Source organism: Cumulibacter soli (assembly GCF_004382795.1).
Taxonomy (GTDB): domain Bacteria; phylum Actinomycetota; class Actinomycetes; order Mycobacteriales; family Antricoccaceae; genus Cumulibacter; species Cumulibacter soli.
The window spans coordinates 16,185-36,721 of the sequence record NZ_SMSG01000001.1 but is presented as its reverse complement, the minus strand read 5'-3'; the positions used below and the strand labels follow the sequence as shown (position 1 = coordinate 36,721).

The window sequence follows — 20,537 nt, the reverse complement described above, 5'->3', positions numbered from 1 at the left end:
ATGACATGTCGTCCTCGACTCCCACCTTCACCGAACAGGTCCGCCGCGAACAACTGCTGCGGGCGGCGATCGATACGGTCAACGAGGTGGGGTACCCCAAGGCGTCGCTCGCGGCGATCGCGCGCACTGCTGGGGTTGCCAAGAGCGCTACGGTCTATTACTTCGAGTCGAAGGATGCACTCCTGCTGGCAGTCGTCGAGCGCGTGTTCACAGCACTCGAGCGGCAACTGGTCCAGGCGGTCGAGCGGTTCGCGACGCCGAGCGAGCAGTTGCTGGCGTATCTCGAGGCCTATCTCGACTTTGCTGATGCCCACCGTGCGGACATAGTCGCCGGGATCGAGATCGTCGTTACCCATCGCGGGGCGGACGGCGTTCCGATGTATTTGGCCGATACGGGGCAGGAGGCAGCTCTCCTGGGGGGTATCTTGCGCGCGGGGATCCAGCGAGGTCAGTTCCGTACGATGCCGATCGGCATCGCGGTTGCCCTCGTTGAGGCGGTACTCGATATCGCGACAACGACCTTGCAACGCGACTTGAGTGCGGATTTGACCGACCTGCGGCGAGAGATTGTCGAGGTCGTTTTCCGCGGTATCGCGCCGGATAGTTCTGCGGCCCGAAACTAGGAACTGCTCGTGGCGCCGGGTCCGTTCCGGCGCCGCCGTTGACGTGCACGCCGTCGGTGTGTGCGGGGTCGATGTGCGCGGGTCGCCGGTGCGAATCTGTGCGGTGGCTTCGGTCAGCGGAAGAATCGGGATGTGGTCAACAAAGTATTGACAATAGAATGTTGAGGGGACCAGGATGGCCCGTATGAGTCGCGAGCCAAAATGGGATACGGACGGCAATGCGGACAGAGAACGGGCCGAGCGAGAGTTCGCGGCGCGGAATCGTCTGGAATCACTCGGCGCCGATGAGCTTGAGGCGCGTCCGTGGCGACCTGCGCCAGCACCGCTCACTGCCGTCGACCTGACCCAATTTGCGCTGTGGCGCGCGGGGGACCTATCGCCGGATGATGTGTTGGCAACGCTGACACTGTTGCCGGCTGCACGCGCCGAGGTCGATGGAGCGGAGGCAGGACTGCTGTTCATCGCGCGCAGTGCGGGTCTGACCTGGAGCCAGATCGCCGACGCGATGGGGTTTCGCTCGCCGCAGGCGTGCCAGCAATACGTCGCACGCCTCACCGCACGCCAGGAGGAGAGGTGACGACTGCCGGCGTGGAGGTCCTACATGCAGTGCGGCTGCTCGGGTTCGCGGATGCCGCTGCCACTGCCGAACGAGCAGCGGTCGATGTTGACGTGGCGATTGCTGCGCTTGACGCTGCCGAGAACGTCGGGTGGGTTCAACGCTCCGCGTTCGCCGATCTCGATGGATGGTCGTTGACCACTGCGGGACGGGCCGAGAATGAACGCAGGCTTGCCGCGGAACGGAATCAGGCTGGAGCAACCGCAGCGGTCGCGTCCGCGTATCGAGATTTCCTGCCATTGAACGGCCGTCTGGTGCGTGCGGTGTCGGACTGGCAACTCGCCCCGACGCACGACGATCCGCTGGCGCCGAATGTGCACGTGGACATCGCGCGTGACACGGGAATTCTTTATGAGCTAGGAGAACTCAGCGCAGAACTTCGGGTGCTCATCGGGCGGCTCGTCGACGCACTACCGAGATTTTCCGGCTACGACCTCCGTTTCGATGCCGCGCTGGCCAAAGCGATGGCCGGCGGGCTGCGTTGGGTTGACGGAACAAATATCGACTCGTGTCATCGCGTCTGGTTCGAATTGCACGAAGACCTCATCGCGACGTTGGGTATCGACCGGGCGACCGAGGCCTAACCGTTGAACTGTCGGTTCAACGCAGCCATGAAGTCGCGAGCGTACGCCTGCCCGATCCGCGAATCGGCGACCATGTCGAACGCGTGCCATCCACCTGGATACACATGCAATTCCGTGGGGATGCCCGCCCGGATCAGCCGTGTCGCATACGCGAGATCCTCTTCTAGGAACAGATCGAGGGCGCCGACCGCGATGAACGCGGGAGGCAGGCCCTCGACTGACTCCACCCGGGCCGCGGCGGTGTGCGCAGATACGCCGTCCCCGCCGGGCTCGTGTCCCAGAATCGACGCCCAGCCGAATCGGTTGTCGCTCGGTGTCCAGATGTACTCACCCGCGTACGCGTGCGCGGGCACGCTGCTTGAGGTGCGATCGTCGAGCATGGGGTAAATCAGGAACTGGAACGCGACCGGATACTCGCCCTTATCGCGAGCCAAGATCGACAACGTGGCAGCCAGGCCGCCACCGGCGCTCGCGCCGCCCACTGCGACCTGGGCGGGATCGACGCCCAATTCATCGGCGTTCCGATGGACCCATGCCAGGGCGGCATAGCAGTCGTGGACCAACCCCGGTGCGACTGTTTCCGGGGCGAGACGGTAATCCACCGAGACGACGACAGCCCCCGTCTCGGTCGCGATCCGCCGACATAGCATCTCGTCGGAATCTGCGGTTCCGATGACATAACCGCCACCGTGAATCCATACCAGGGCGGCCGTCGGCGTCGTGCGCGACTTGGGGTCATAATGCAAGATGCGCACGTCCGGATCGCCGTCTACGCCGGGGATGTGCTTCTCGCTGACAGTGACGTCCGGGAAGAGCGCCGCCGGGTCAGGTGCGTCTGGAACCGGAGCGCCCATCATCTCGCGAACCGACGCCAGAGACTCAGCCGAGAGGCTCAACGGTGGGAATGCATCAAGGACAGGCAGGGTCTCGGGATCGACGAGGTGACGTGTGGACGTCGGCTGGTCAGTAGTGCTCACGTTGCTCACTTTCCTTCAAGGCTAGGAATTCATGGGAGCGTGCTGACACACGCGGAGGCCGAGCGCCTCCGCGTGTGTACCAGCGCGCACTCAGGCGGCCGGGCTCAGGGTGAATCCGCGGTATCCATCTGCTGCGACGTCGTCACAGATGTCCCGGTACACGTTGAGCCCGCCGATGTACGGCATGAACACTCGCGGCTTTCCGGGAATGTTCGCACCCATGTACCAGGACGCCGCCTTTGGATACAGCGTCGTGTGCGCTACCTCGTTGACGTGCTGGACCCACTGATCCTGCTCGTCACGCTTCGCCTCGATACGGGCAATTCCGTGCTCGCGGTTGTACTGAATTGAGTCGGTAATCCAGTCGACGTGCTGCTCGATCGTCGGAATCATGTTCGTCAGCACGGACGGGCTACCCGGTGCCGTCACCATGAACATGTTCGGGAAGCCGGCAGACGCGATACCCAGATAGGTGCGCGGCCCGGCGGCCCACTCGTCCTTCAACTTGATCCCGTCGACGCCCTGGATGTCGATCTGGTTGAGCGGGCCGGTCATCGCGTCGAAGCCGGTGGCAAACACGATCGCGTCAAACTCGTACTCGGTTCCGTTGACCTGAACCCCCTTCTCGGTGATCCGTTCGATCGGCGTATCGGCGATGCCTACCAACTTGACGTTGTCCCGGTTGTAGGTCTGGAAATAGTTGGTATCCAGGCAAATCCGTTTGGTGCCGATCGGGTGGGTCTTCGCACACAGCAGGTCCGCGGTGTCTGGGTCCTCGACGATGTCGTGGATCCGGTCGTGCACGTACTCTGCCGAGACCTTATTGGCGTCCTCATCGAGCATCGTGTCGGCGAATACGCCCATGAATGCGACGGCGCCCGCTGCCCATGCATCATCCATCGTCTTGGCGCGGGTCGCTGGGTCAATCTCGCGTGCGTTACCGATCGGATCGGCCACCGGTTGTCCGCCCCTGGCCATGCGCTGCGCCGCGCGAATGCTCGGGTAGTCGGCCTTGAATTCATCCTGCTCGCCGGGCTTCAGCGGTCGGTTGCGCGAGGGGAGCGAGAAGTTAGCGGTGCGCTGGAAGACGGTGAGGTGGGCAGCCTGTTCGGCGATGACCGGAATAGCCTGGATGCCGGAGGATCCGGTGCCGATGATGCCCACCCGCTTGCCACTGAAATCCACGCCCTCATGCGGCCAGCGACCGGTGTGGTAGGTCGGACCGGAGAAGGAGTCGATTCCGTCGAACGGTGGGATCTGCGAGGCCGACAGGCAGCCGACGGCAGTGACCAGGTAGGTCGCGGTGGCGGTGGTTCCGTCCGCCAGGGTCACCGACCACGTGTTCGTTGCGTCGTCGAATACGGCGGATTCGACCGAAGTATCGAACTGGATGTTCTTGCGTAGGTCGAATCGATCGGCGACGTGGTTTGCGTAGGTGAGTAGTTCGGGTTGTGCGGGGAAGCGCTCGGTCCATTCCCATTCTTGCTCCAACTCGGAGTCGAATGAGTAGGAGTAGTACTTCGACTCGACGTCGCAGCGTGCCCCGGGGTAGCGGTTCCAGTACCAGGTGCCGCCGACGCCGCTGCCGCGCTCGTAGACCTGGACGCGGAGTCCTTGCTCGTCGCGCAGACGGTGCAGTAGGTACATGCCGGCGAAACCGGCCCCAATCACGATGACGTCGTGGTCTGTAGTGTCTCCCGTGGCCATGGTTCGCCCATCCCTCTGTCGGCTGTGGTGCCAGTCACGCGCCGTGACTTCCTCCAGACTCGCTCAGGCCGTGATGAGGGTCACTGTTCAAATGGCTGGGGTTGGTAGCCAACTGGCTACTGGCCTCGACGAGGTCTGCCGATTCCAGCAGCCTGCGCATCACCAGCGTGAGAAAAAGCCGCGTCCGGCCGTACGGCGCGGTGAAGCGATAGCCAAGGTAGCGCTCGGCGCGGCGGATGCGGTCGGTCACCGAGTTGTGGTGCAGATGCAGGTGGCGTGCGGCCTTACGAATGGAATCGGTAGCCGCTACGGCTTCCAGGCAAATCAGTACGTCGTCGTCGGTTTCGTCGACGAAGCGGTTCAATCGCCGTACGTCCTCGACTTCCCGTATCTGCTGAGGTGTCGCGACTTCGGCGAACAAGGCGTACCCGCCGAGTTGATCGGCGTCCACCAACGTTGCTTCCTCCAGCGCATAGGGCCCGCAAGGATGGCGACTCGGTCGGCAGAACCGTAACCCGATTTTCGCCTGCCGCCACGCGGCGGGTGCATTGATCGCGTGCGCCGGGCCGGAGTGGGCAGCCCGAGATCCCACCGGTACGCCAATCGCGCCGTAGTCGGTGAGGTCGGTAGCCATGACGAGATGGAACTGTCGATCCTCGGCGTGCAGCACTTTGGTGGCGCGAGTGCGTAGCTGCGCGACGAACACCGCTGCGTCCTCGTGGCACGCAACCAGCGCGAACACCGTGACCAGGCTGGAGGGCTCCATGCCGAGACGGCGCAGAACGGAGCCGCGGATCTCCGTCGATAGCGATTCGTCGACGACGCTCATCAGCGGTAACTCCCCAGCACTGCGGCGGCGGAGTCGATCGAACTTAGCGGCGATCCCGAGGCGCTGTGCGACTCGGCGAGCATCCCGCTCGGACAGGCCTGCGGCATTCTCAAGCCAGACCTCGCCGACGCCGGGGACCGCGTGCGTCGTACGCCCGGCGGCGGCCGGGGAACCCCGGCTCGGTCCGCCGGCAGTGCGTTCGTCGTCCGGCCCGCATACGCCGAGTCGGCAGCCGAGGATGCCGGCGGTCTGATCCAGAATCAGCTGCAGGTCGGCGTCGACTTCGATCTGCGCATCAATCGCGTCGAAGGCCGCAGCCAGCAGGGGATTTGCCGTTTCGTCGCGCACCGCGGCCTCCTAGGTCAGCCCGTTGAAACGATTATGGTGCGCGATCGCCGAATTACCAGACGCGAACAGCGGCGACATCACCGGTGATGTCGCCGCTGGTCTCAAAGCTTCAGGCAGGGACTTTGTCCAGGAAGCCGCGGACGTCGCGAATCCGACCGTCCTCATCGACCACCACGACGTCAAAGCCGACGACTACGGGCTCCTCCCCGGCGGGGCCCAGTCCCCAGTTGAATCGCAGCTGCCGATGGTGCGCGTCGGCCTCGCCTACCGGGCTGAACACGAATCCCGGGAACTGCTCCTGAACTGCGCCAATGAGTGCGTCGAGACCGTCGTGCCCGGCGACTTCGGCCATCGGGTCGGTGTAGGTAACGCCGGGCGCGAAATGTTGCGCAATCAGCTGGGTACGTGCGTCTCCGGTCGCGTTCCAGCTCGCGAGGTATGCATCGACAGTGGTGGTCATGGTGTGCTCCGTTCGAAGGTTGTTCATCGCTGACGACATCCACTGTGTGGGCGAAGGCGCGTCGAATCCATGACCTACCAGGTCATGTTGACGGCGCCACCGGGTGCCTAGGGTTGGGGTATGAGCGCAACTGCCGTAGCACCGGATATTGGAATGATGCTTCGCGAATGGCGCGAGCGTCGCCGTCTGAGTCAGCAGGATCTGTCGAACCTGACGACGGTCTCGACCCGCCATCTGAGCCGGGTCGAGACCGGTAAGGCGCATCCGACGCCGAAGATGATTCTGCATCTCGCCGAGAACCTCGAGGTTCCGCTGCGGCAGCGCAACCAATTGCTGCTCGCCGCTGGATACGCGCCGAAGTTCGCCGATACCGCGCTCAATGATCCCTCGCTGTCAGCGGTCATGGCCGGACTACGCGACCTGCTGGATGCCCACCTGCCCTATCCCGCGCTGCTGCTAGACGACTATTGGGAGCTCGTGGACGCCAATGCCGCCGTCGACGCGCTTCTGATTGGATGTGCGCCAGAGTTGCTGGAACCGCCGGTGAACGTCGTACGGCTCAGTGTGCACCCGGCGGGTCTGGCTGGCCGTATCCAGAATCTGGACCAATGGGCGACACATCTGCATAACCAGGTGCTCAACAGAGCCACCCGATCACGCGATCCGCGCCACCGCGAACTGGCGCGAGAGATCACCGATCTGCGCGGTGAGGTCCCGCGGACCGAACCGACCGGCGAACCGGTGTTAGCCATGCACCTCGAGGTCGGCGGTCAAACCCTCCGCATGTACAGCGTTGCGGCGCAGTTGAGTACTGCCTGGGATGTGGCGCTGGAGGGACTTCACCTGGAGACGTTCCTGCCGGCGGATGACGCAACGCGCGCGTTCTTCAGTACTGGCGGGAACTAGGCGCAGCCGTAGGCATCAATCAGATCTGCGGCGGCGAGATCCAGCGCTTCGGTCGGCGTGAGCGGTCCGTGGTTCTGGATGTAATTCAGCACGAGCTCATCGGCGCCGCAGGGGACCACGTATCGCCCGCTCGTATCGCCGATATGCCAGATCGTCACCTCGATCCCGGCGATCGTGACACTGCCGACTGAGTCTGTGTGGCTTCCAGGCTCCAGCACCCAGAACAGAATGTCGGCATCCGCACCGTCGGCAGCGTTGATGCCTTTCCACTCGCAACCCGGCTCGTCCGGATCGGTGAGCTCGATCGCGTCGTCCTGGCTCAGCCCGAGCTGATCGATGGTGTCGGCACTCAACGAGCTGCACGCGTCAACCTCATCAGCGACCGGTTGTTGCTGATCTCCGGAGCCGCCGCCCGCGCCACCGGTGTCGTTATTCGAGCAGCCAGTGACGCCGATGAGCGCGACGACGGCCGGGAGTAACGGAATGACGGAAAGAATGCGACGCGCCATCATGGCATGCTGCCCTTCGGTATGAATTGCGATGATAGTGCGGCTACGACGCCGAGGCTAGCGGCTTGGTTTCCGGTGGACAGGTCTAATCGCCAATATTGCTGAGGTATACCTACTGCGTGCCGCCGGGATCTCGCTGCGCTCGAATGGCGACCGTCGGCACCGAGCAACGCGAACTGGTCGGAGTTCGCGCCGCTCGGCACGCTTGGCCGTTGATGGTGGTCGACGGACTTACTCGCTCTGCTCCGCTTACTTGCCCTGATCGGCGAGGTACCTTTCGCGCACCTTGCCCTTGACCAGCTTTCCGGTGGGGGTGCGTGGCAATTCGGTCACGAAATCGATGCTGCGCGGCACCTTGAAATGCGCGATTCGCTCCCGCAGGAAGTCGATCAGTTCACGTTCTAACTCGGGTCCGGGCTGGACGCCTTCAGCAGGTTGGACGACGCCCTTCACCTGCTCACCCATCTCATCATCGGGAATCCCGATCACGGCGATGTCGAGCACCTTCGGATGCAAGGCAAGCGCGTTCTCGATCTCCTGCGGATAGATGTTCACGCCGCCGGAGATAATCATGAATGCCTTGCGATCGGTCAAGAACAAGAAGCCGTCTTCATCGAGGTACCCGATATCGCCGGTAGTGCCCCAATTCGAGTGTTTCGGGTTCGTCGCCTCAGCCGTCTTCTCCGGCGCATTGTGATAGCTGAAGGGCAACTCGTCTCGTTCGAAGTAGATGACGCCGCGCTCGCCGGTCGGCAGTTCGTCACCCTCGTCATCGCAAATGTGGACCAGCCCGAGCTTCGACTGGCCGACCGTGCCGGGCTTGCTCAGCCACGTCTGTGAGTCGATCAGCGTTACCCCGACGGCTTCAGTCGCCGCGTAGTACTCGTGCAGGATCGGACCCCACCACTCGATCATCCGCTGCTTGACCTCGACCGGACATGGGGCAGCGGCGTGAATCGCCACCCTGTGGCTGGATAGGTCGTACTTGGCGCGAACGTCGTCTGGCAATTTCAGCATTCGGATGAACATCGTCGGGACCCACTGGCTGTGCGTCACCGAGAACCGCTCGATGAATTGCAGCGCGTTCTGCGGATCGAACTTCGACATGACGATCGCGGTGCCGCCAAGCGATTGGGTCATCGTAGTGAAGCCGTACGGCGCCGAGTGATACATCGGCGCGGGGCTGAGGTAGACGGTGTTCGAGTCCATTCCATAAGCGGCGGCGAAGAACGTCGTCAGCGGCTCCTGTACCTCACCGATCTGATACTCGCCGAGCGGTGCCTTGATGCCCTTCGGGCGGCCCGTCGTACCAGACGAGTAGAGCATGCGTCCGCCGATCGGCTGCTCGGGCAGCGGCTCTGCCGACGCCCCCGCCAAGGCGACGTCGAGTTCGGTGTGCTGCGGCAGCGGGCCGTCCGCCGATAGTCGCAACTCGACCTTGTCGGTGAGCTCAACCAGTTGTGCGGCGAGTTCAGGCATGGCGCTGTGCACGATGAACGCGCGAGCTCCGCAGTCGTTGACGATATAGGCGGCTTCGTCGGCGCTGAGGTTGTAGTTGATGGCGGTGATGATCAAACCGCTGCGCATTGCCGCCCAGTACGCGACGAAATACACCGGGTCGTTGGGGGAGAGCAACGCCAACGAATCGCCGCGCCGTAATCCCTGCTCGTGCAGCACGTTCGCGAGTCGGATCGACAGTTCGTCGAGCTCAGCGAAACTCAAAGTGCGACCGGTGTCGGCCATGATCAGGGCCGGTTTGTCGGGAGTTGTTGCGACGTACGCTCCTGGATACACGTGAACTTCCCTTCGGATCGAGGCCCCGCAGTCGGGGCTGCTGGCACCGACTATGGCAGGAAATGCGACGCGCGTCATAGTCGGCGCTCTGCAATATGCTCCGAAGCGGAGCGCCAATACCCTCCGAGGAGGAGGGTCGAGAGGGTGATGATGTCAATCCAAGCTCGCATCGAAGCGCTGGTGGACGAGTCTGTCGCGCGCGACGAGGCGCCAGGAATCGCCGCCGGTGTGCTCATGCGCGGCGAGCGCTATGTGGCCGCTGCCGGATCGCTGGGTACCGATGGGCGCCCAGTCGGCCGAGATTCGTTGTTTCGGATCTCGTCGATGACCAAACCGATTACCGCCGCGGCCGTACTCGCGTTAGTCGAGGAGAACACCCTCGCCCTCGACGAGCCGATCGACCGGCTCTTGCCTGAACTCGCCGACAGGCAGGTGTTGCGCGAGCCGAGCGGGTCGATCACGGACACGGTCCCCGCTACACGCGCGATCACCACACGAGATCTGCTGACCTTCACCTGGGGTTTCGGCCAACAAGGTGCGCTCTTCGGAGGCGCGCCTTGGCCGATCGTCAATGCTGCGGCAGAACGTAACTTGGAGACTTTCGGCCCACCCAACCCAGCTGCGATGCCCGATGCCGATACCTGGATCGCGCGCCTTGGCGAATTGCCTTTGATGACCCAGCCGGGGGAGCGATGGCTGTATCACAGCGGATTCCAAGTGCTCGGTGTGCTGGCCGCACGAGCCGTTGGCGCCACGTTGCTCGACGTCCTCCGAGAACGGGTACTCGATCCGCTGGGTATGAGCGACACCGCCTTCCACACCACTGACACAAACCGGCTAGCGACGTCATACCTGCGCCACGACGGCGAACTGCAGGTGTACGACGCGGCCGATGGCCAGTGGAGCGTGCCGCCACAGTTCCAGGACGGTGGCGCCGGACTGGTGTCCTCGATTGATGACATGCTGACGTTCGGGTCGGCGCTGCTGCACGGTGGTGCTCCGATCCTCAGCACGCGGACCGTCGCGGACATGACGCGCAATCACCTCACCGACGAGCAGCGGACTCGGGTGTGGCCCGGATTCGACATCCTCGACGGCGCCGGGTGGGGCTTCGGCGTCGCGGCGTACGCCGACGGCTCGTACGGCTGGGACGGCGGGCTCGGTACCCGCTGGATCAGTTTCCCGGACATCGATGCCACCGTCGTCGTGCTGTCTCAGCGGGGCTTCGACGAGACCGGGTACGCGGGCGCCGGCGTCATCGACTTGGTGCGGTCATGGCGGTCCTCGCGCTAGCGGAGGTCCGTTGCGAGTTGCCTTTGCGGCGAGCGTCCTGACGTAGCCATTTGAGTGTTGTCTGCGGACGTGCTCGCGGCGCGCTAGCCCACCCGTTCCGAGACGGAACGGGTGCTGGATTCGGGAGTGAGGTCGATCCGTCGCAGCAGTTGGGCATTGAGTGCGACCACAACGGTCGATAGCGACATCAGGATGGCGCCGACGGACATCGGCAGGACGAACCCAATCGGTGCGAGTACGCCGGCCGCAAGCGGCACTGAGATGAGGTTGTACCCGGCGGCCCACCATAGGTTCTGCTTCATCTTGCGGTAGGTGGCCCGGGAAAGTTCGACAATGGACAGCACGCTGCGCGGGTCGGAACTGGCGAGGATGACGCCGGATGAAGCAATCGCGACATCTGTGCCGGCGCCGATCGCGACGCCGACGTCGGCTTGGGCCAACGCGGGGGCGTCGTTGACGCCGTCGCCGACCATTGCGACCCGTTTACCCTCGGCCTGCAACGCAGTAACCTTTGCGGACTTGTCCTCGGGCCGCACGCCGGCGAAGACCCGATCGATGCCAAGCTTCTTAGCGACCTCATTCGCGACCGCCTCGGCGTCCCCTGTGATCATGACGACCTCGATGCCGAGACGGTGCAGCGCGTGCACCGCCTCACGCGACTCCGGGCGTACCTCGTCCGCTAGCTTGAGCCCGCCGATCACCACGCCGTCACGCACGACGTGCAGGATGATCGCGCCCTCGAGGCGCCACGCCTCGGCGGCAGCGATTTCGAGCTGACCGACTTCCTCCAGCAGACGTGGTCCGCCCACCCGAATCTCGTGACCGGAAACGCTGGCGGTGACGCCGACGGCCGGTGAGGAGGAGAAGTTGGTGCCCCTCTCCAGTGGCAGGCCGCGTTCGGCCGCCGCTGCCAAAATAGCTCTGGCGAGGGGATGCTCGCTGTCAGCCTCGGCAGAGGCCGCGAGCGACAGGACGGTGTCGACGTCGTACCCGGTCACGGCTTCGGCGTCGGTGACGGCGGGTTCGCCCATGGTCAGGGTGCCGGTCTTGTCGAACAGAACGACGTCGATCCGACGCATCGACTCCAGAGCCAAGCGGTCCTTGATGAGCACACCGCCGCGGGCGGCGCGTTCGGTCGCGATGGAGACCACCAACGGAATCGCCAGACCCAACGCGTGCGGACACGCGATGACGAGCACGGTGATCGTGCGCACCACGGCCGCGTCCGGATCGCCGGTGACGGTCCATATGATCGCGGTAATCACGGCGGCCACCAGCGCGAACCAGAACAGCAAGGCCGCCGCCCGGTCGGCGATGCGCTGCGCGCGTGAGGAAGAGTTCTGGGCCTCGGCGACGAGCCGGTTGATGCCTGCCAGCGCGGTGTCGTCGCCAGTTGCGGTGATCGCTATTCGTAGGCCCGAGTCAGTGGCGACCGTACCGGCGGTGACGGCATCGCCTTCACCGCGCGATAGCGTTCGGGACTCACCGGTGATCATGGACTCGTCCATGTCGGCCCGGCCGTCGATCACCGTGCCGTCGGCAGGAACGCTGCCGCCGGGGCGCACGATCACGATGTCGCCTACCCGGAGTTCCGCGGGATCGACAGTGACGACTTCATCTCCGTCGACGCGTTCGGCCACATCGGGCAACAAGGCGGCTAATGAATCGAGGGCGGAGGTGGTCTGCGCCAGCGACCGCATTTCGACCCAGTGCCCCAGCAGCATGATGACGATCAGCAGCGCCAGTTCCCACCAGAACTCCAGTTCATGGTGGACCAGGCCGACGGTGGCGGCCCACGACGCGAAGAACGCGACGGTGATCGCGAGCGCGATTAACAGCATCATCCCCGGCTTGCGGGCCTTGACCTCGCTCCAGGCACCGGTGAGGAATGGTCGGCCGCCCCACGCGTACATCACGGTACCGAGCACCGGCGCGATCCAGGTCGCCCAGCTCGGCACCGTGTAATCCAGCAGCATCGCGAACATCGGGGAGAACACCACGACCGGGATCCCAATGATGAGGTTGATCCAGAACAACTTCCGAAACTGGTCGGCGTGCCCGCCATGTTCGCTGTGGTTGTCGTGGCCGGCCTGGTGGGAGTGCGGCGCGTGTCCGGTGCGGTGGCCTTCGTGTGTGTCCACCGAATGCTGCGCGGGCGCTGACTCGTGGTGATGCTCACCGTGGGTGAGTGGGCTCGATCCGTGCCCGTGATCCTGGTGCGAGTCTGGCATCGCTTCTCTCCTCTCAGCGCGCGGTTTTGCTCGAAGCTGCGCATTCACCCCAGCGAGGGCGCAACGGTAGCGGAATCCGAGGTATTACCGGATAGTCGATGGCCGTTACCGCACCGCCACGCTGCGGAAGCCGCGTAAGCGCAGGCTGTTGCCGACAACGAAGACGCTGGAGAACGCCATCGCCGCGCCTGCAAGCATGGGGTTGAGCATGCCCAAGGCCGCGATCGGGATTGCTGCGACGTTGTAGGCGAAGGCCCAGAACAGGTTGGTCTTGATCGTGCCCAAGGTCTTGCGGGACAGCCGTATCGCGTCGACCGCCGCGCGCAGGTCGCCGCGCACCAGGGTGATGTCGCTGGCCTCGATCGCGACGTCGGTGCCGGTACCCATCGCCAATCCGAGGTCCGCCTGGGCGAGCGCGGGGGCGTCGTTGACGCCGTCGCCGACCATGGCGACGACCTTGCCCTCACTTTGCAGGCGGCTGACGACATCGACCTTGTCCTGGGGTAGGACTTCAGCGATGACCTCGTCGATGCCCACTTCCGCGGCGATTCGGTTCGCGACGGCCGCATTGTCGCCGGTCAACAGCACCGGGGTCAGGCCCAATTCTTTCAGGCCGGCGATGGCCTCGGCGCTGGTCTCTTTGACGGTGTCAGCGACGACGAGCACGCCGCGGGCCTGCCCGTCCCAGCCGACGGCAACGACGGTCTTTCCCTCGGCCTCGGCGTCCGCCTTGGCGGCGGCGACATCGTTGGAGAGGCGCTGAGACCAGCCGGCCAGCAAAGACTCGCGGCCGACGAGCACGGCGACACCATCAACGATGCCCTGCACGCCTTTACCTTCAATATTGGAGAACTCTTCGACCGTCGGCAGTTGACCGACCTCGGCGGCGGCGCCCTTGGCAATGGCCGCGGCGATGGGGTGCTCGGAAGCGTTCTCCAGCGCTCCGGCGAAACGCAGCAGGTCGGCGCGGTCGACGCCCGCCTCAGTGATGACGCTGACCAGTGTCATCTTGCCGCTGGTCACGGTGCCGGTCTTGTCCAAGACCACAGTGTCGACCTCGCGGGTGGACTCGAGAACCTCGGGTCCCTTGATCAAGATGCCCATCTGCGCGCCGCGGCCAGTGCCGACCAACAGGGCAGTGGGCGTGGCCAGACCGAGTGCGCAAGGGCAGGCGATGACGAGGACCGCGACGGCCGCGGTGAAGGCTGCGGACGCTCCGAAACCGGCACCGAGCCATGCACCGAGGGCGGCGACGGCGATCACGATCACGATCGGGACGAACACGCCCGAGATGCGGTCGGCAAGACGCTGGACGTCTGCCTTTCCGGTCTGTGCGTCCTCAACGAGTTTGGCCATCTGGGCCAGTTGGGTGTCCGAGCCGACGCGGGTCGCGCGTACGACGAGCCGGCCGCCGGCATTCACGGTCGCACCGGCGACAGAGTCGCCCGAAACGACCTCGACCGGTACAGACTCGCCAGTGAGCATCGAGGCATCGATCGCCGAGGTGCCGCTTACCACGACGCCGTCGGTGGCGATTTTCTCTCCCGGGCGGACGATGAACTCGTCGCCGACCACCAACTCGGACGTCGGTATCTTGACCTCGACGCCGTCGCGAAGAACCGCGACCTCCTTCGCGCCGAGTTCGAGCAGCGCGCGTAGCGCCGCGCCGGCCTCGCGTTTCGACCGCTTCTCGAAGTAGCGACCGGCAAGGATGAACATCGTGACGCCCGCGGCGGCCTCGAGATAGATATTCCCCGCGCCATCGGAGCGTGCGATCGTGAATTCGAACGGGTGGGTCATGCCGGGGGTGCCGGCTGTGCCGAAGAACAGCGCGTACAGCGACCACAACAGAGCGGCGCTGGTGCCCATCGAGATGAGCGTGTCCATGGTCGCGGCGCCATGCCGCAGGTTGATCCATGCCGCCTTATGGAACGGCCATGCCGCCCACACGATCACCGGCGCCGCGAGCGTGAGGGATGCCCACTGCCAGTACGTGAATTGCAGTGCCGGGATCATCGCCATGGCGATCACCGGCACGGTGAGCACGATCGAACCGATCAGGCGCTGTCGCAACGAGGTCAGTTCCGGATCGGCCTTATCGGCTGGATCCGAAGCCTCACCCGCAGTTGTCGTCTGCGGCCTGGGCAGTGCCGCGGTGTAGCCGGACTTCTCGACCTCAGCGACCAGCAACGCCGGGTCGTACCCTTCAGGCACGGTGACCTTGGCCTTCTCGGTTGCGTAATTCACCGTTGCCGAGACGCCGTCAAGTTTGTTCAGCTTTCGCTCGATCCGGTTCGCGCAGGACGCACACGTCATCCCGCCGATCTCCAGTTCGATACCGGCATCCGCGGTGAGCGGCGCTGGTGTGGTCATTTTCCGTTCCTTCTCTCTGCACTCAAGTGGCGGCCGGGTCGGCAACTAATGAGCCGGTTTGGCGGTTGCTCAGAGTTCGGCGTCGAGTACGAATTCGGCGGTGTGGACCTCGCCGTCGATCTGGAAGTCCAGGTATAGGAAGTATCGTCCGGCAGACGGTGCCTGAGCGGCGAACCCGATCTCTGCTGCGGCGTTCTCGCCGGATTGCGGTTCGTTGCCGAGCGCGTGCACATGGAGGTACGCCAGGTCGCCCTCCCGCAGCGCAACCAAATGCCCGAACGCGCCCAGGTACGGCTGCAGTGTCGTCACTGGCTGCCCGTCTTGCTCGATGGTGAACGTCAGTTCGCTGCTGCCATCGGCAGTCAGGTCCCCGGCCACAGTGACCGTGTAGCCATCGACCTCGTCGACGCGTTGCGGCCCTTTTTCGACGGGTGCGACGTTGCCAGCCACTTCGACGGTGCGGGTAAGCGTGAGTGTTTCGGCGTCCGGCGCTGCCGGAGTGAAGTCGGCGTACACGCGGTACGTACCGGGCTCCTGCCATGTCCACGGGATCGACCAGGTACCCGTGGACGAATCCATCACCGGGTGTACGTGCTGGAACAGCGCGCCGTCATTGCGCACCACGATCAGATGCAGTTCTTTCTCGTGTGCGGTCGCGAATTGCGTCACTGGCTGCCCGTCCTCGCCGCGGATCTGAAAGCTCAGTTGTCCTTCGGAGCCTGTGCTGTCAGGTGCCTGGATGGCCGACAGAAGGTAGCCTTCGGCGCTTGTCGACACCCCGTTGATCGCGTGGCCTGTGGCGTTCGGTGCAGACGCGTCGTGTGCGCCATCGCCGTGACCCCCGCCGTGTGCATCGGCCTCGCCGTCCTCTGCCCACGCGGTTACGACGCTGTCGGGGACGGCGACGCTAGCGATCCCGAAGGCCGCGCCGAACGCCACCGCCAGTCCAGCACCGAATAGCGTGAGCCGCCCCGCAGTGTTCATTAGATGCGGACTGCCGAGTAGCCGGCTTCCTCGACCGCCGCGATGACTTTCGCGTCGTCGATGTCGTTCGCGCCGCTGACCACTAGCTTCCCGGTCTGCGCACTGACCTCGATGTCATCGATGCCGGCGATTTCGCTGACTTCTTCGCGCACGGACATTTCACAATGTCCGCACGTCATGCCGGTGACCTGAAATTCGCTGGACGTCATTGGACTCCCTCTCCGTGATGTACCCCGGTGGGGTATGCGTGCAGGGGTAAACATATACCCCCTATAGGTATACCGCAAGTCTTCGGTAGGACGACGACGCGGGGCATTCTCGCGCCCGCGCACGCTCTACGAAGGAGTCGACTTCTGTGGCGGGGTGGAGCTGACTGCGGGGCAGTGTTGACACGCGGAGCCCCGAATGTAAGACTCGATTCGCGTAAAAGGTCAGACCAAATATGCGTCGAGCGATTGCAAAGGTGGGAGATCGGGTGGACGAGTTTCGTTCGCGTGTCAATCAGTGGCTGCGTGAAAACGTGCCCGACGAGGTGCGTGGCGGTGAGGGGTCTGAAGATCTCGATCAGGCGCGACAGTTTCAGGCGGCGCTTTACGATGCCGGTCTGGCGGGAATTACTTGGCCGGCGGAGTTCGGTGGCCAGGGGATGAGCCAGGCGCACCTTCAGGCATTCAACGAGGAGGCGGCGTCCTTCGCGCTGCCAACGCGACCGTTCTCCATCGGACTCGGCATGTGTGGGCCGACGATCGTCGATCTAGGTTCACCCGAGCAGAAGGAACGCCACCTCAGGCCGCTGCTACGGGGTGAGGAGATCTGGTGCCAATTATTCAGCGAGCCGGGTGCCGGCTCGGACGTGGCCGGCTTGACCACCCGAGCGGTACGTGATGGCGACGAGTGGCTGGTGAATGGCCAGAAGATCTGGACCTCCTACGCGCATGTGGCCGACTTCGGCGCGGCACTGGTGCGGACCGATCCAACGGCTCCGAAGCACAAGGGTTTGACGATGTTCATCCTCGACATGCGTCAGGCGGGCGTCACCGTTCGGCCACTGAAGGACATGTCCGGTCTGTCCCCGTTCAATGAGGTCTTCTTCGACGACGTCCGGTTCTCCGACGCCGCAGTGCTAGGCGAGGTTGGCGGCGGATGGACCGCGGCCGTCACCATGCTCGGTCACGAACGCGTATCGATCAGCGAGATGCGCCAGAAACGCAGCGAAGGGCTGACCGCAGCCGCTTTGGCCGAGCGCGCACGCACTTTGGGCACTCTTGAGGATGATGGCGTGCTTGCCGCGGTCGGCGACATCTATGCGCAAGAACGCGCACTCGAGCTCCTTCGTGCTCGCTACCGGCAGGAGGCCTTAGCCGGCACCCCGATCGGCGCACGCGGATCCTTCGCAAAACTGGGGGCCTCGATGTTGCTGCGAAAGGCCGTCGACGTCGCGGGAGTCATCACCGCTGGTGACCTCGTCGCTTGGGCTCCCGATGATCACCAGGCCGAGCGGCTCTCGCACGGCATCTTGAGCATGCCGGCGAGCGGAATCGCGGGCGGTACCAACGAGATCCAGCGCAACATCATCGCCGAGCGAATCCTCGGGTTACCCCGCGAGCCGATCGTGAAGGAGGCCTGATGCTGACCGAGACCGATGACCAGCGAGCTCTGCGGAGCGCGCTGCGTGACTTCCTGACCGATCGTACCGAGCAGGGCTCCCGCGAGTTCCTCGACGGCCCGACCGGGTTCGATCCCGACGTCTGGCGAGCGCTGGGTGATGAACTCGGCGTGCTGGGCCTGGGAGTGAGCGAAGATCGCGGGGGCAGCGGTGGATCTCACCGCGAAAAGGCCGTTATCGCTGAAGAACTTGGGCGGCGGTTGGTGCCGACACCGTACCTGTCGACCAGCGTGATCGGCGTTGAACTCGCAGCGGCCGGTGCTGATGACTACTCCGCCGAACTACTGCGACAACTGGTGAGCGGGCGTGTAATCGCCAGTGTCCCGGCGGGTGCGGCGATGCTCACCCCAGCGGCGAGCGCCCAGTTGAAGGCGCGCACCTCCGACGACGGCTTCCGCATCACCGGCGACGTGCCGAACGCCCTGCACGGAGCCGAGGCAGACATTGCGCTGGTTATCGCCGCAGAGGACGCCGGTCCGGCGGTCTTCGCCGTGCCGCTGAACACCCCGCAGGTAGTTCGCACCCCACTGCACACGATCGACCTGACCAGGCGCATAGCGCGGCTGAGATTTGATGACGCGCCAGCGCACCGGCTGGATGTCGCCTCCGCGACCGACGCCGCCGCTCGCGCTTACCAGGTCGGTGCGGTGCTGCTCGCCTCCGAACAGGTTGGCGCGATGACGAGCGTGCTGGAGATGACGCTGGATTATGTCCGAGACCGTCGCCAGTTCGAGCGGCCCATCGGATCGTTCCAGGCGGTGAAGCATCAGTGCGCCGATGCGGCGCTGTTGGTTGAGCAGGCCGTATCGCTGGTGCGCCACGCGTGCGACGCCCTCGACGGTGGGGATCGATTGCGCGTAGCAGAATCCGCCGCATTGGTCGGCGCCTTTGTCGGCCCGTCCTTCTTCCAGGTTGCGCGCGATGCCCTGCACCTGCACGGCGGGCTGGGCTACACCTGGGAATACGACGCGCACCTGTACTACCGCAAGGCGAAATCCGACGAGTTCCTTCTTACTACGCCAGGGGAGGCGCGGCGTCAGCTTGCCGTGGCGCGTTTCGCCGATTCCACGAACGGAGCTACCCAGTGAATCCAGCGGTTCCAGTACCGACGCCCGAAACACTCCCGTTCTGGGAGGGCACCGCTATGGGCGAACTACGACTGCCGTGGTGCGTCCCATGCGGGGCCCCTTTCTTTTACCCACGACGGACCTGCCCGGATTGTGGCAGCGCTGAGATCGAATGGCGAGCGGCGAGCGGCCGAGCGACATTGCAGAGCTACATCATCAATCACCGCCCCATACCCGCAGGTGACCCGCTCATCATCGCGATCGTGAAACTCGAGGAGGGGCCGAGGATGATGACGAACATCGTCAACGTTGAACCGGTGCCGGAAGACCTGACATTGGATATGGCCTTGGAGGTCGCGTTTGTCGACCGCGATGGGCAGTCGCTAGCCGTCTTTGGACCGGTGGGCTCATGGTAGGGGCGCACGCAGCGATCGTCGGAGCCAGCGAAACGGCGAGCCTCGGTGCATTGCCGCAGATGTCGGTGTTGGAGTTGCACGCCGAGGCGGCGCGCGCCGCAGCAGCGGATGCCGGGATCTCGATGTCGGAGATAGACGGCATCGCGACCGCACGACCACTTCCGCTCGACGTCGCGCATTACCTGGGCATCAACGCACGTTGGATCGACGGTACGGCGGTCGGTGGTACTAGCTTCCTACTCCACGTTCGACATGCGGCGGCAGCGATCGCCGCCGGGGCAGCGAATGTCGTGTTGATCTCGCATGGCGAGTCCGGCCGATCGCGAGTCGGGGCGCTTGGGGCACCGGATGACAGCGCGACGCCTGTGGGGCAGTTCGATAAGCCGTATGGAGCGGTGACGCCGTACTCGACGTTCACCATTCCGGCTATGCGGTTCCTGCATGAGCGTGGACTCGGTGTCGACGCGCTCGCCAGCGTGGTCGTCGAGCAGCGCAAGTGGGCAATCGGTAACCCGCGCGCCGCGCGGACGAAACCGGTCTCGATCGAGGACGTCCTCGCGGCAGCGCCGATCGCCTATCCATTCACCAAAGACATGTGCTGTGTCGTCACAGACGGTGGCGGCGCGCTCATCATGACCAGCGCAGAGCGCGCGGCTGACCTATCGCCGAAGAGTCCGCCGGTGTATCTGCTCGGCGCCGGCGAAGCCAACGGCTCGCCGCTTGTCTCCCAGATGCCCGACCTTGGGTCGTTCGAAGGGTTCCGCCGCTCGAGCGCAGAGGCATTGGCACAGGCCGGGATCGGTACCGGCGACATCGATCACTTCATGGGGTACGACGCATTCGCGCACCTTCCGCTGTACATGCTCGAAGACATCGGTTTCGTCGGACGTGGAGAGTCCGCGGCATTCGTTGCCGACGGGCAGACCGGGCGCGACGGCGCACTTCCGATGAATACCAATGGTGGCGGCCTGTCGTACACCCACACAGGGATGTACGGCATGTTCGCGATCCAGGAGTCCGTGCGTCAACTGCGCGGCACTGCTTTCAACCAGCTGCCGGATATCGAGCTCAGCCTTGTGCAGGGCGTGGGCGGCTTCTTCTGGACCTCGGGAACCCTCGTCCTCAGTAACCGACAGCCCTGACGATCCCACCGA

At 64.4% G+C, this 20,537-nt stretch carries 19 protein-coding genes; 9 read left to right on the top strand and 10 right to left on the bottom strand.

The window, feature by feature from the left end:
- Positions 1 to 5 precede the first annotated feature (5 nt).
- From E1H16_RS00165 to E1H16_RS00155, 3 genes are all read left to right on the top strand, one after another.
- On the top strand, positions 6 to 623 hold the full coding sequence (locus tag E1H16_RS00165) for a TetR/AcrR family transcriptional regulator (RefSeq protein WP_166741558.1): 618 nt from the start codon (positions 6 to 8) through the stop codon (positions 621 to 623).
- A 184-nt stretch (positions 624 to 807) separates the two neighbouring features.
- Complete coding sequence (locus E1H16_RS00160; protein WP_134321687.1) at positions 808 to 1,200, top strand: DNA-binding protein; 393 nt, start codon at positions 808 to 810, stop codon at positions 1,198 to 1,200.
- On the top strand, positions 1,197 to 1,823 hold the full coding sequence (locus tag E1H16_RS00155) for a transcriptional regulator (protein ID WP_134321686.1): 627 nt from the start codon (positions 1,197 to 1,199) through the stop codon (positions 1,821 to 1,823). Before E1H16_RS00160 ends, E1H16_RS00155 begins: the two co-directional genes overlap by 4 nt.
- Here the strand turns inward: E1H16_RS00155 and E1H16_RS00150 are convergent.
- From E1H16_RS00150 to E1H16_RS00135, 4 genes are all read right to left on the bottom strand, one after another.
- A complete protein-coding gene (locus tag E1H16_RS00150; protein WP_134321685.1) occupies positions 1,820 to 2,800 on the bottom strand; it encodes an alpha/beta hydrolase in 981 nt (326 codons plus the stop codon). The two genes, E1H16_RS00155 and E1H16_RS00150, sit on opposite strands and share 4 nt — an antisense overlap.
- A 90-nt stretch (positions 2,801 to 2,890) precedes the next feature.
- Positions 2,891 to 4,507: a flavin-containing monooxygenase gene (locus tag E1H16_RS00145; protein ID WP_134321684.1), complete on the bottom strand. Its 1,617-nt coding sequence runs from the start codon at positions 4,505 to 4,507 to the stop codon at positions 2,891 to 2,893.
- 34 nt (positions 4,508 to 4,541) lie between these two features.
- Positions 4,542 to 5,684 (bottom strand): helix-turn-helix domain-containing protein, encoded by a 1,143-nt coding sequence (locus tag E1H16_RS00140; protein WP_134321683.1) that lies wholly within the window; start codon positions 5,682 to 5,684, stop codon positions 4,542 to 4,544.
- A 109-nt stretch (positions 5,685 to 5,793) separates the two neighbouring features.
- On the bottom strand, positions 5,794 to 6,144 hold the full coding sequence (locus E1H16_RS00135) for a nuclear transport factor 2 family protein (RefSeq protein ID WP_134321682.1): 351 nt from the start codon (positions 6,142 to 6,144) through the stop codon (positions 5,794 to 5,796).
- Positions 6,145 to 6,264: 120 nt separating this feature from the next.
- Here E1H16_RS00135 and E1H16_RS00130 point away from each other — a divergent pair, with 120 nt between their 5' ends.
- Positions 6,265 to 7,050 carry a helix-turn-helix domain-containing protein gene (locus tag E1H16_RS00130; protein ID WP_208378770.1) on the top strand — a complete coding sequence of 262 codons (786 nt, stop codon included), beginning with the start codon at positions 6,265 to 6,267 and terminating at the stop codon, positions 7,048 to 7,050.
- Here the strand turns inward: E1H16_RS00130 and E1H16_RS00125 are convergent.
- A complete protein-coding gene (locus E1H16_RS00125; RefSeq protein WP_166741557.1) occupies positions 7,047 to 7,559 on the bottom strand; it encodes a hypothetical protein in 513 nt (170 codons plus the stop codon). The genes E1H16_RS00130 and E1H16_RS00125 overlap by 4 nt on opposite strands.
- A 249-nt stretch (positions 7,560 to 7,808) precedes the next feature.
- A complete protein-coding gene (locus E1H16_RS00120) occupies positions 7,809 to 9,353 on the bottom strand; it encodes an acyl-CoA synthetase (protein ID WP_134321680.1) in 1,545 nt (514 codons plus the stop codon).
- Between the two features lie 147 nt (positions 9,354 to 9,500).
- Here E1H16_RS00120 and E1H16_RS00115 point away from each other — a divergent pair, with 147 nt between their 5' ends.
- Positions 9,501 to 10,646, top strand: coding sequence for a serine hydrolase domain-containing protein (locus E1H16_RS00115; RefSeq protein ID WP_243837634.1), 1,146 nt, complete (start codon positions 9,501 to 9,503; stop codon positions 10,644 to 10,646).
- A gap of 83 nt (positions 10,647 to 10,729) precedes the next feature.
- Here E1H16_RS00115 and E1H16_RS00110 read toward each other — a convergent pair whose 3' ends face one another.
- From E1H16_RS00110 to E1H16_RS00095, 4 genes are all read right to left on the bottom strand, one after another.
- Complete coding sequence (locus E1H16_RS00110) at positions 10,730 to 12,877, bottom strand: heavy metal translocating P-type ATPase (RefSeq protein ID WP_208378769.1); 2,148 nt, start codon at positions 12,875 to 12,877, stop codon at positions 10,730 to 10,732.
- 105 nt (positions 12,878 to 12,982) lie between these two features.
- Positions 12,983 to 15,250 (bottom strand): heavy metal translocating P-type ATPase, encoded by a 2,268-nt coding sequence (locus E1H16_RS00105; protein ID WP_134321678.1) that lies wholly within the window; start codon positions 15,248 to 15,250, stop codon positions 12,983 to 12,985.
- 69 nt (positions 15,251 to 15,319) lie between these two features.
- Entirely contained in the window at positions 15,320 to 16,234 is a 915-nt protein-coding gene (locus E1H16_RS00100; protein ID WP_134321677.1) for a hypothetical protein, read from the bottom strand.
- The gene (locus E1H16_RS00095) at positions 16,234 to 16,443 is read right to left on the bottom strand and encodes a heavy-metal-associated domain-containing protein (protein ID WP_134321676.1); all 210 of its coding nucleotides are present in this window, start codon (positions 16,441 to 16,443) and stop codon (positions 16,234 to 16,236) included. The genes E1H16_RS00100 and E1H16_RS00095 overlap by 1 nt, the downstream gene beginning before the upstream one ends.
- A gap of 266 nt (positions 16,444 to 16,709) precedes the next feature.
- Between E1H16_RS00095 and E1H16_RS00090 the strand changes: the two genes are divergently transcribed.
- The 4 genes from E1H16_RS00090 to E1H16_RS00075 are packed head-to-tail and all read left to right on the top strand — an operon-like array spanning position 16,710 to position 20,525.
- The gene (locus E1H16_RS00090; RefSeq protein ID WP_134321675.1) at positions 16,710 to 17,861 is read left to right on the top strand and encodes an acyl-CoA dehydrogenase family protein; all 1,152 of its coding nucleotides are present in this window, start codon (positions 16,710 to 16,712) and stop codon (positions 17,859 to 17,861) included.
- Positions 17,861 to 18,988 (top strand): acyl-CoA dehydrogenase family protein, encoded by a 1,128-nt coding sequence (locus tag E1H16_RS00085; protein WP_134321674.1) that lies wholly within the window; start codon positions 17,861 to 17,863, stop codon positions 18,986 to 18,988. Before E1H16_RS00090 ends, E1H16_RS00085 begins: the two co-directional genes overlap by 1 nt.
- Positions 18,985 to 19,383 carry a Zn-ribbon domain-containing OB-fold protein gene (locus E1H16_RS00080; protein WP_208378768.1) on the top strand — a complete coding sequence of 133 codons (399 nt, stop codon included), beginning with the start codon at positions 18,985 to 18,987 and terminating at the stop codon, positions 19,381 to 19,383. Before E1H16_RS00085 ends, E1H16_RS00080 begins: the two co-directional genes overlap by 4 nt.
- Positions 19,377 to 20,525 (top strand): thiolase C-terminal domain-containing protein, encoded by a 1,149-nt coding sequence (locus E1H16_RS00075; RefSeq protein WP_134321673.1) that lies wholly within the window; start codon positions 19,377 to 19,379, stop codon positions 20,523 to 20,525. Before E1H16_RS00080 ends, E1H16_RS00075 begins: the two co-directional genes overlap by 7 nt.
- Positions 20,526 to 20,537 lie beyond the last annotated feature (12 nt).

Coding starts and splice junctions, on each gene's coding strand:
- E1H16_RS00145 (WP_134321684.1), bottom strand. CDS start 4,507: ATGGCCACGGGAGACACTACAGACCACGACGTCATCGTGATTGGGGCC.
- E1H16_RS00075 (WP_134321673.1), top strand. CDS start 19,377: ATGGTAGGGGCGCACGCAGCGATCGTCGGAGCCAGCGAAACGGCGAGC.
- E1H16_RS00100 (WP_134321677.1), bottom strand. CDS start 16,234: ATGAACACTGCGGGGCGGCTCACGCTATTCGGTGCTGGACTGGCGGTG.
- E1H16_RS00125 (WP_166741557.1), bottom strand. CDS start 7,559: ATGGCGCGTCGCATTCTTTCCGTCATTCCGTTACTCCCGGCCGTCGTC.
- E1H16_RS00105 (WP_134321678.1), bottom strand. CDS start 15,250: ATGACCACACCAGCGCCGCTCACCGCGGATGCCGGTATCGAACTGGAG.
- E1H16_RS00165 (WP_166741558.1), top strand. CDS start 6: ATGTCGTCCTCGACTCCCACCTTCACCGAACAGGTCCGCCGCGAACAA.
- E1H16_RS00135 (WP_134321682.1), bottom strand. CDS start 6,144: ATGACCACCACTGTCGATGCATACCTCGCGAGCTGGAACGCGACCGGA.
- E1H16_RS00110 (WP_208378769.1), bottom strand. CDS start 12,877: ATGCCAGACTCGCACCAGGATCACGGGCACGGATCGAGCCCACTCACC.
- E1H16_RS00085 (WP_134321674.1), top strand. CDS start 17,861: ATGCTGACCGAGACCGATGACCAGCGAGCTCTGCGGAGCGCGCTGCGT.
- E1H16_RS00095 (WP_134321676.1), bottom strand. CDS start 16,443: ATGACGTCCAGCGAATTTCAGGTCACCGGCATGACGTGCGGACATTGT.
- E1H16_RS00115 (WP_243837634.1), top strand. CDS start 9,501: ATGATGTCAATCCAAGCTCGCATCGAAGCGCTGGTGGACGAGTCTGTC.
- E1H16_RS00160 (WP_134321687.1), top strand. CDS start 808: ATGAGTCGCGAGCCAAAATGGGATACGGACGGCAATGCGGACAGAGAA.
- E1H16_RS00130 (WP_208378770.1), top strand. CDS start 6,265: ATGAGCGCAACTGCCGTAGCACCGGATATTGGAATGATGCTTCGCGAA.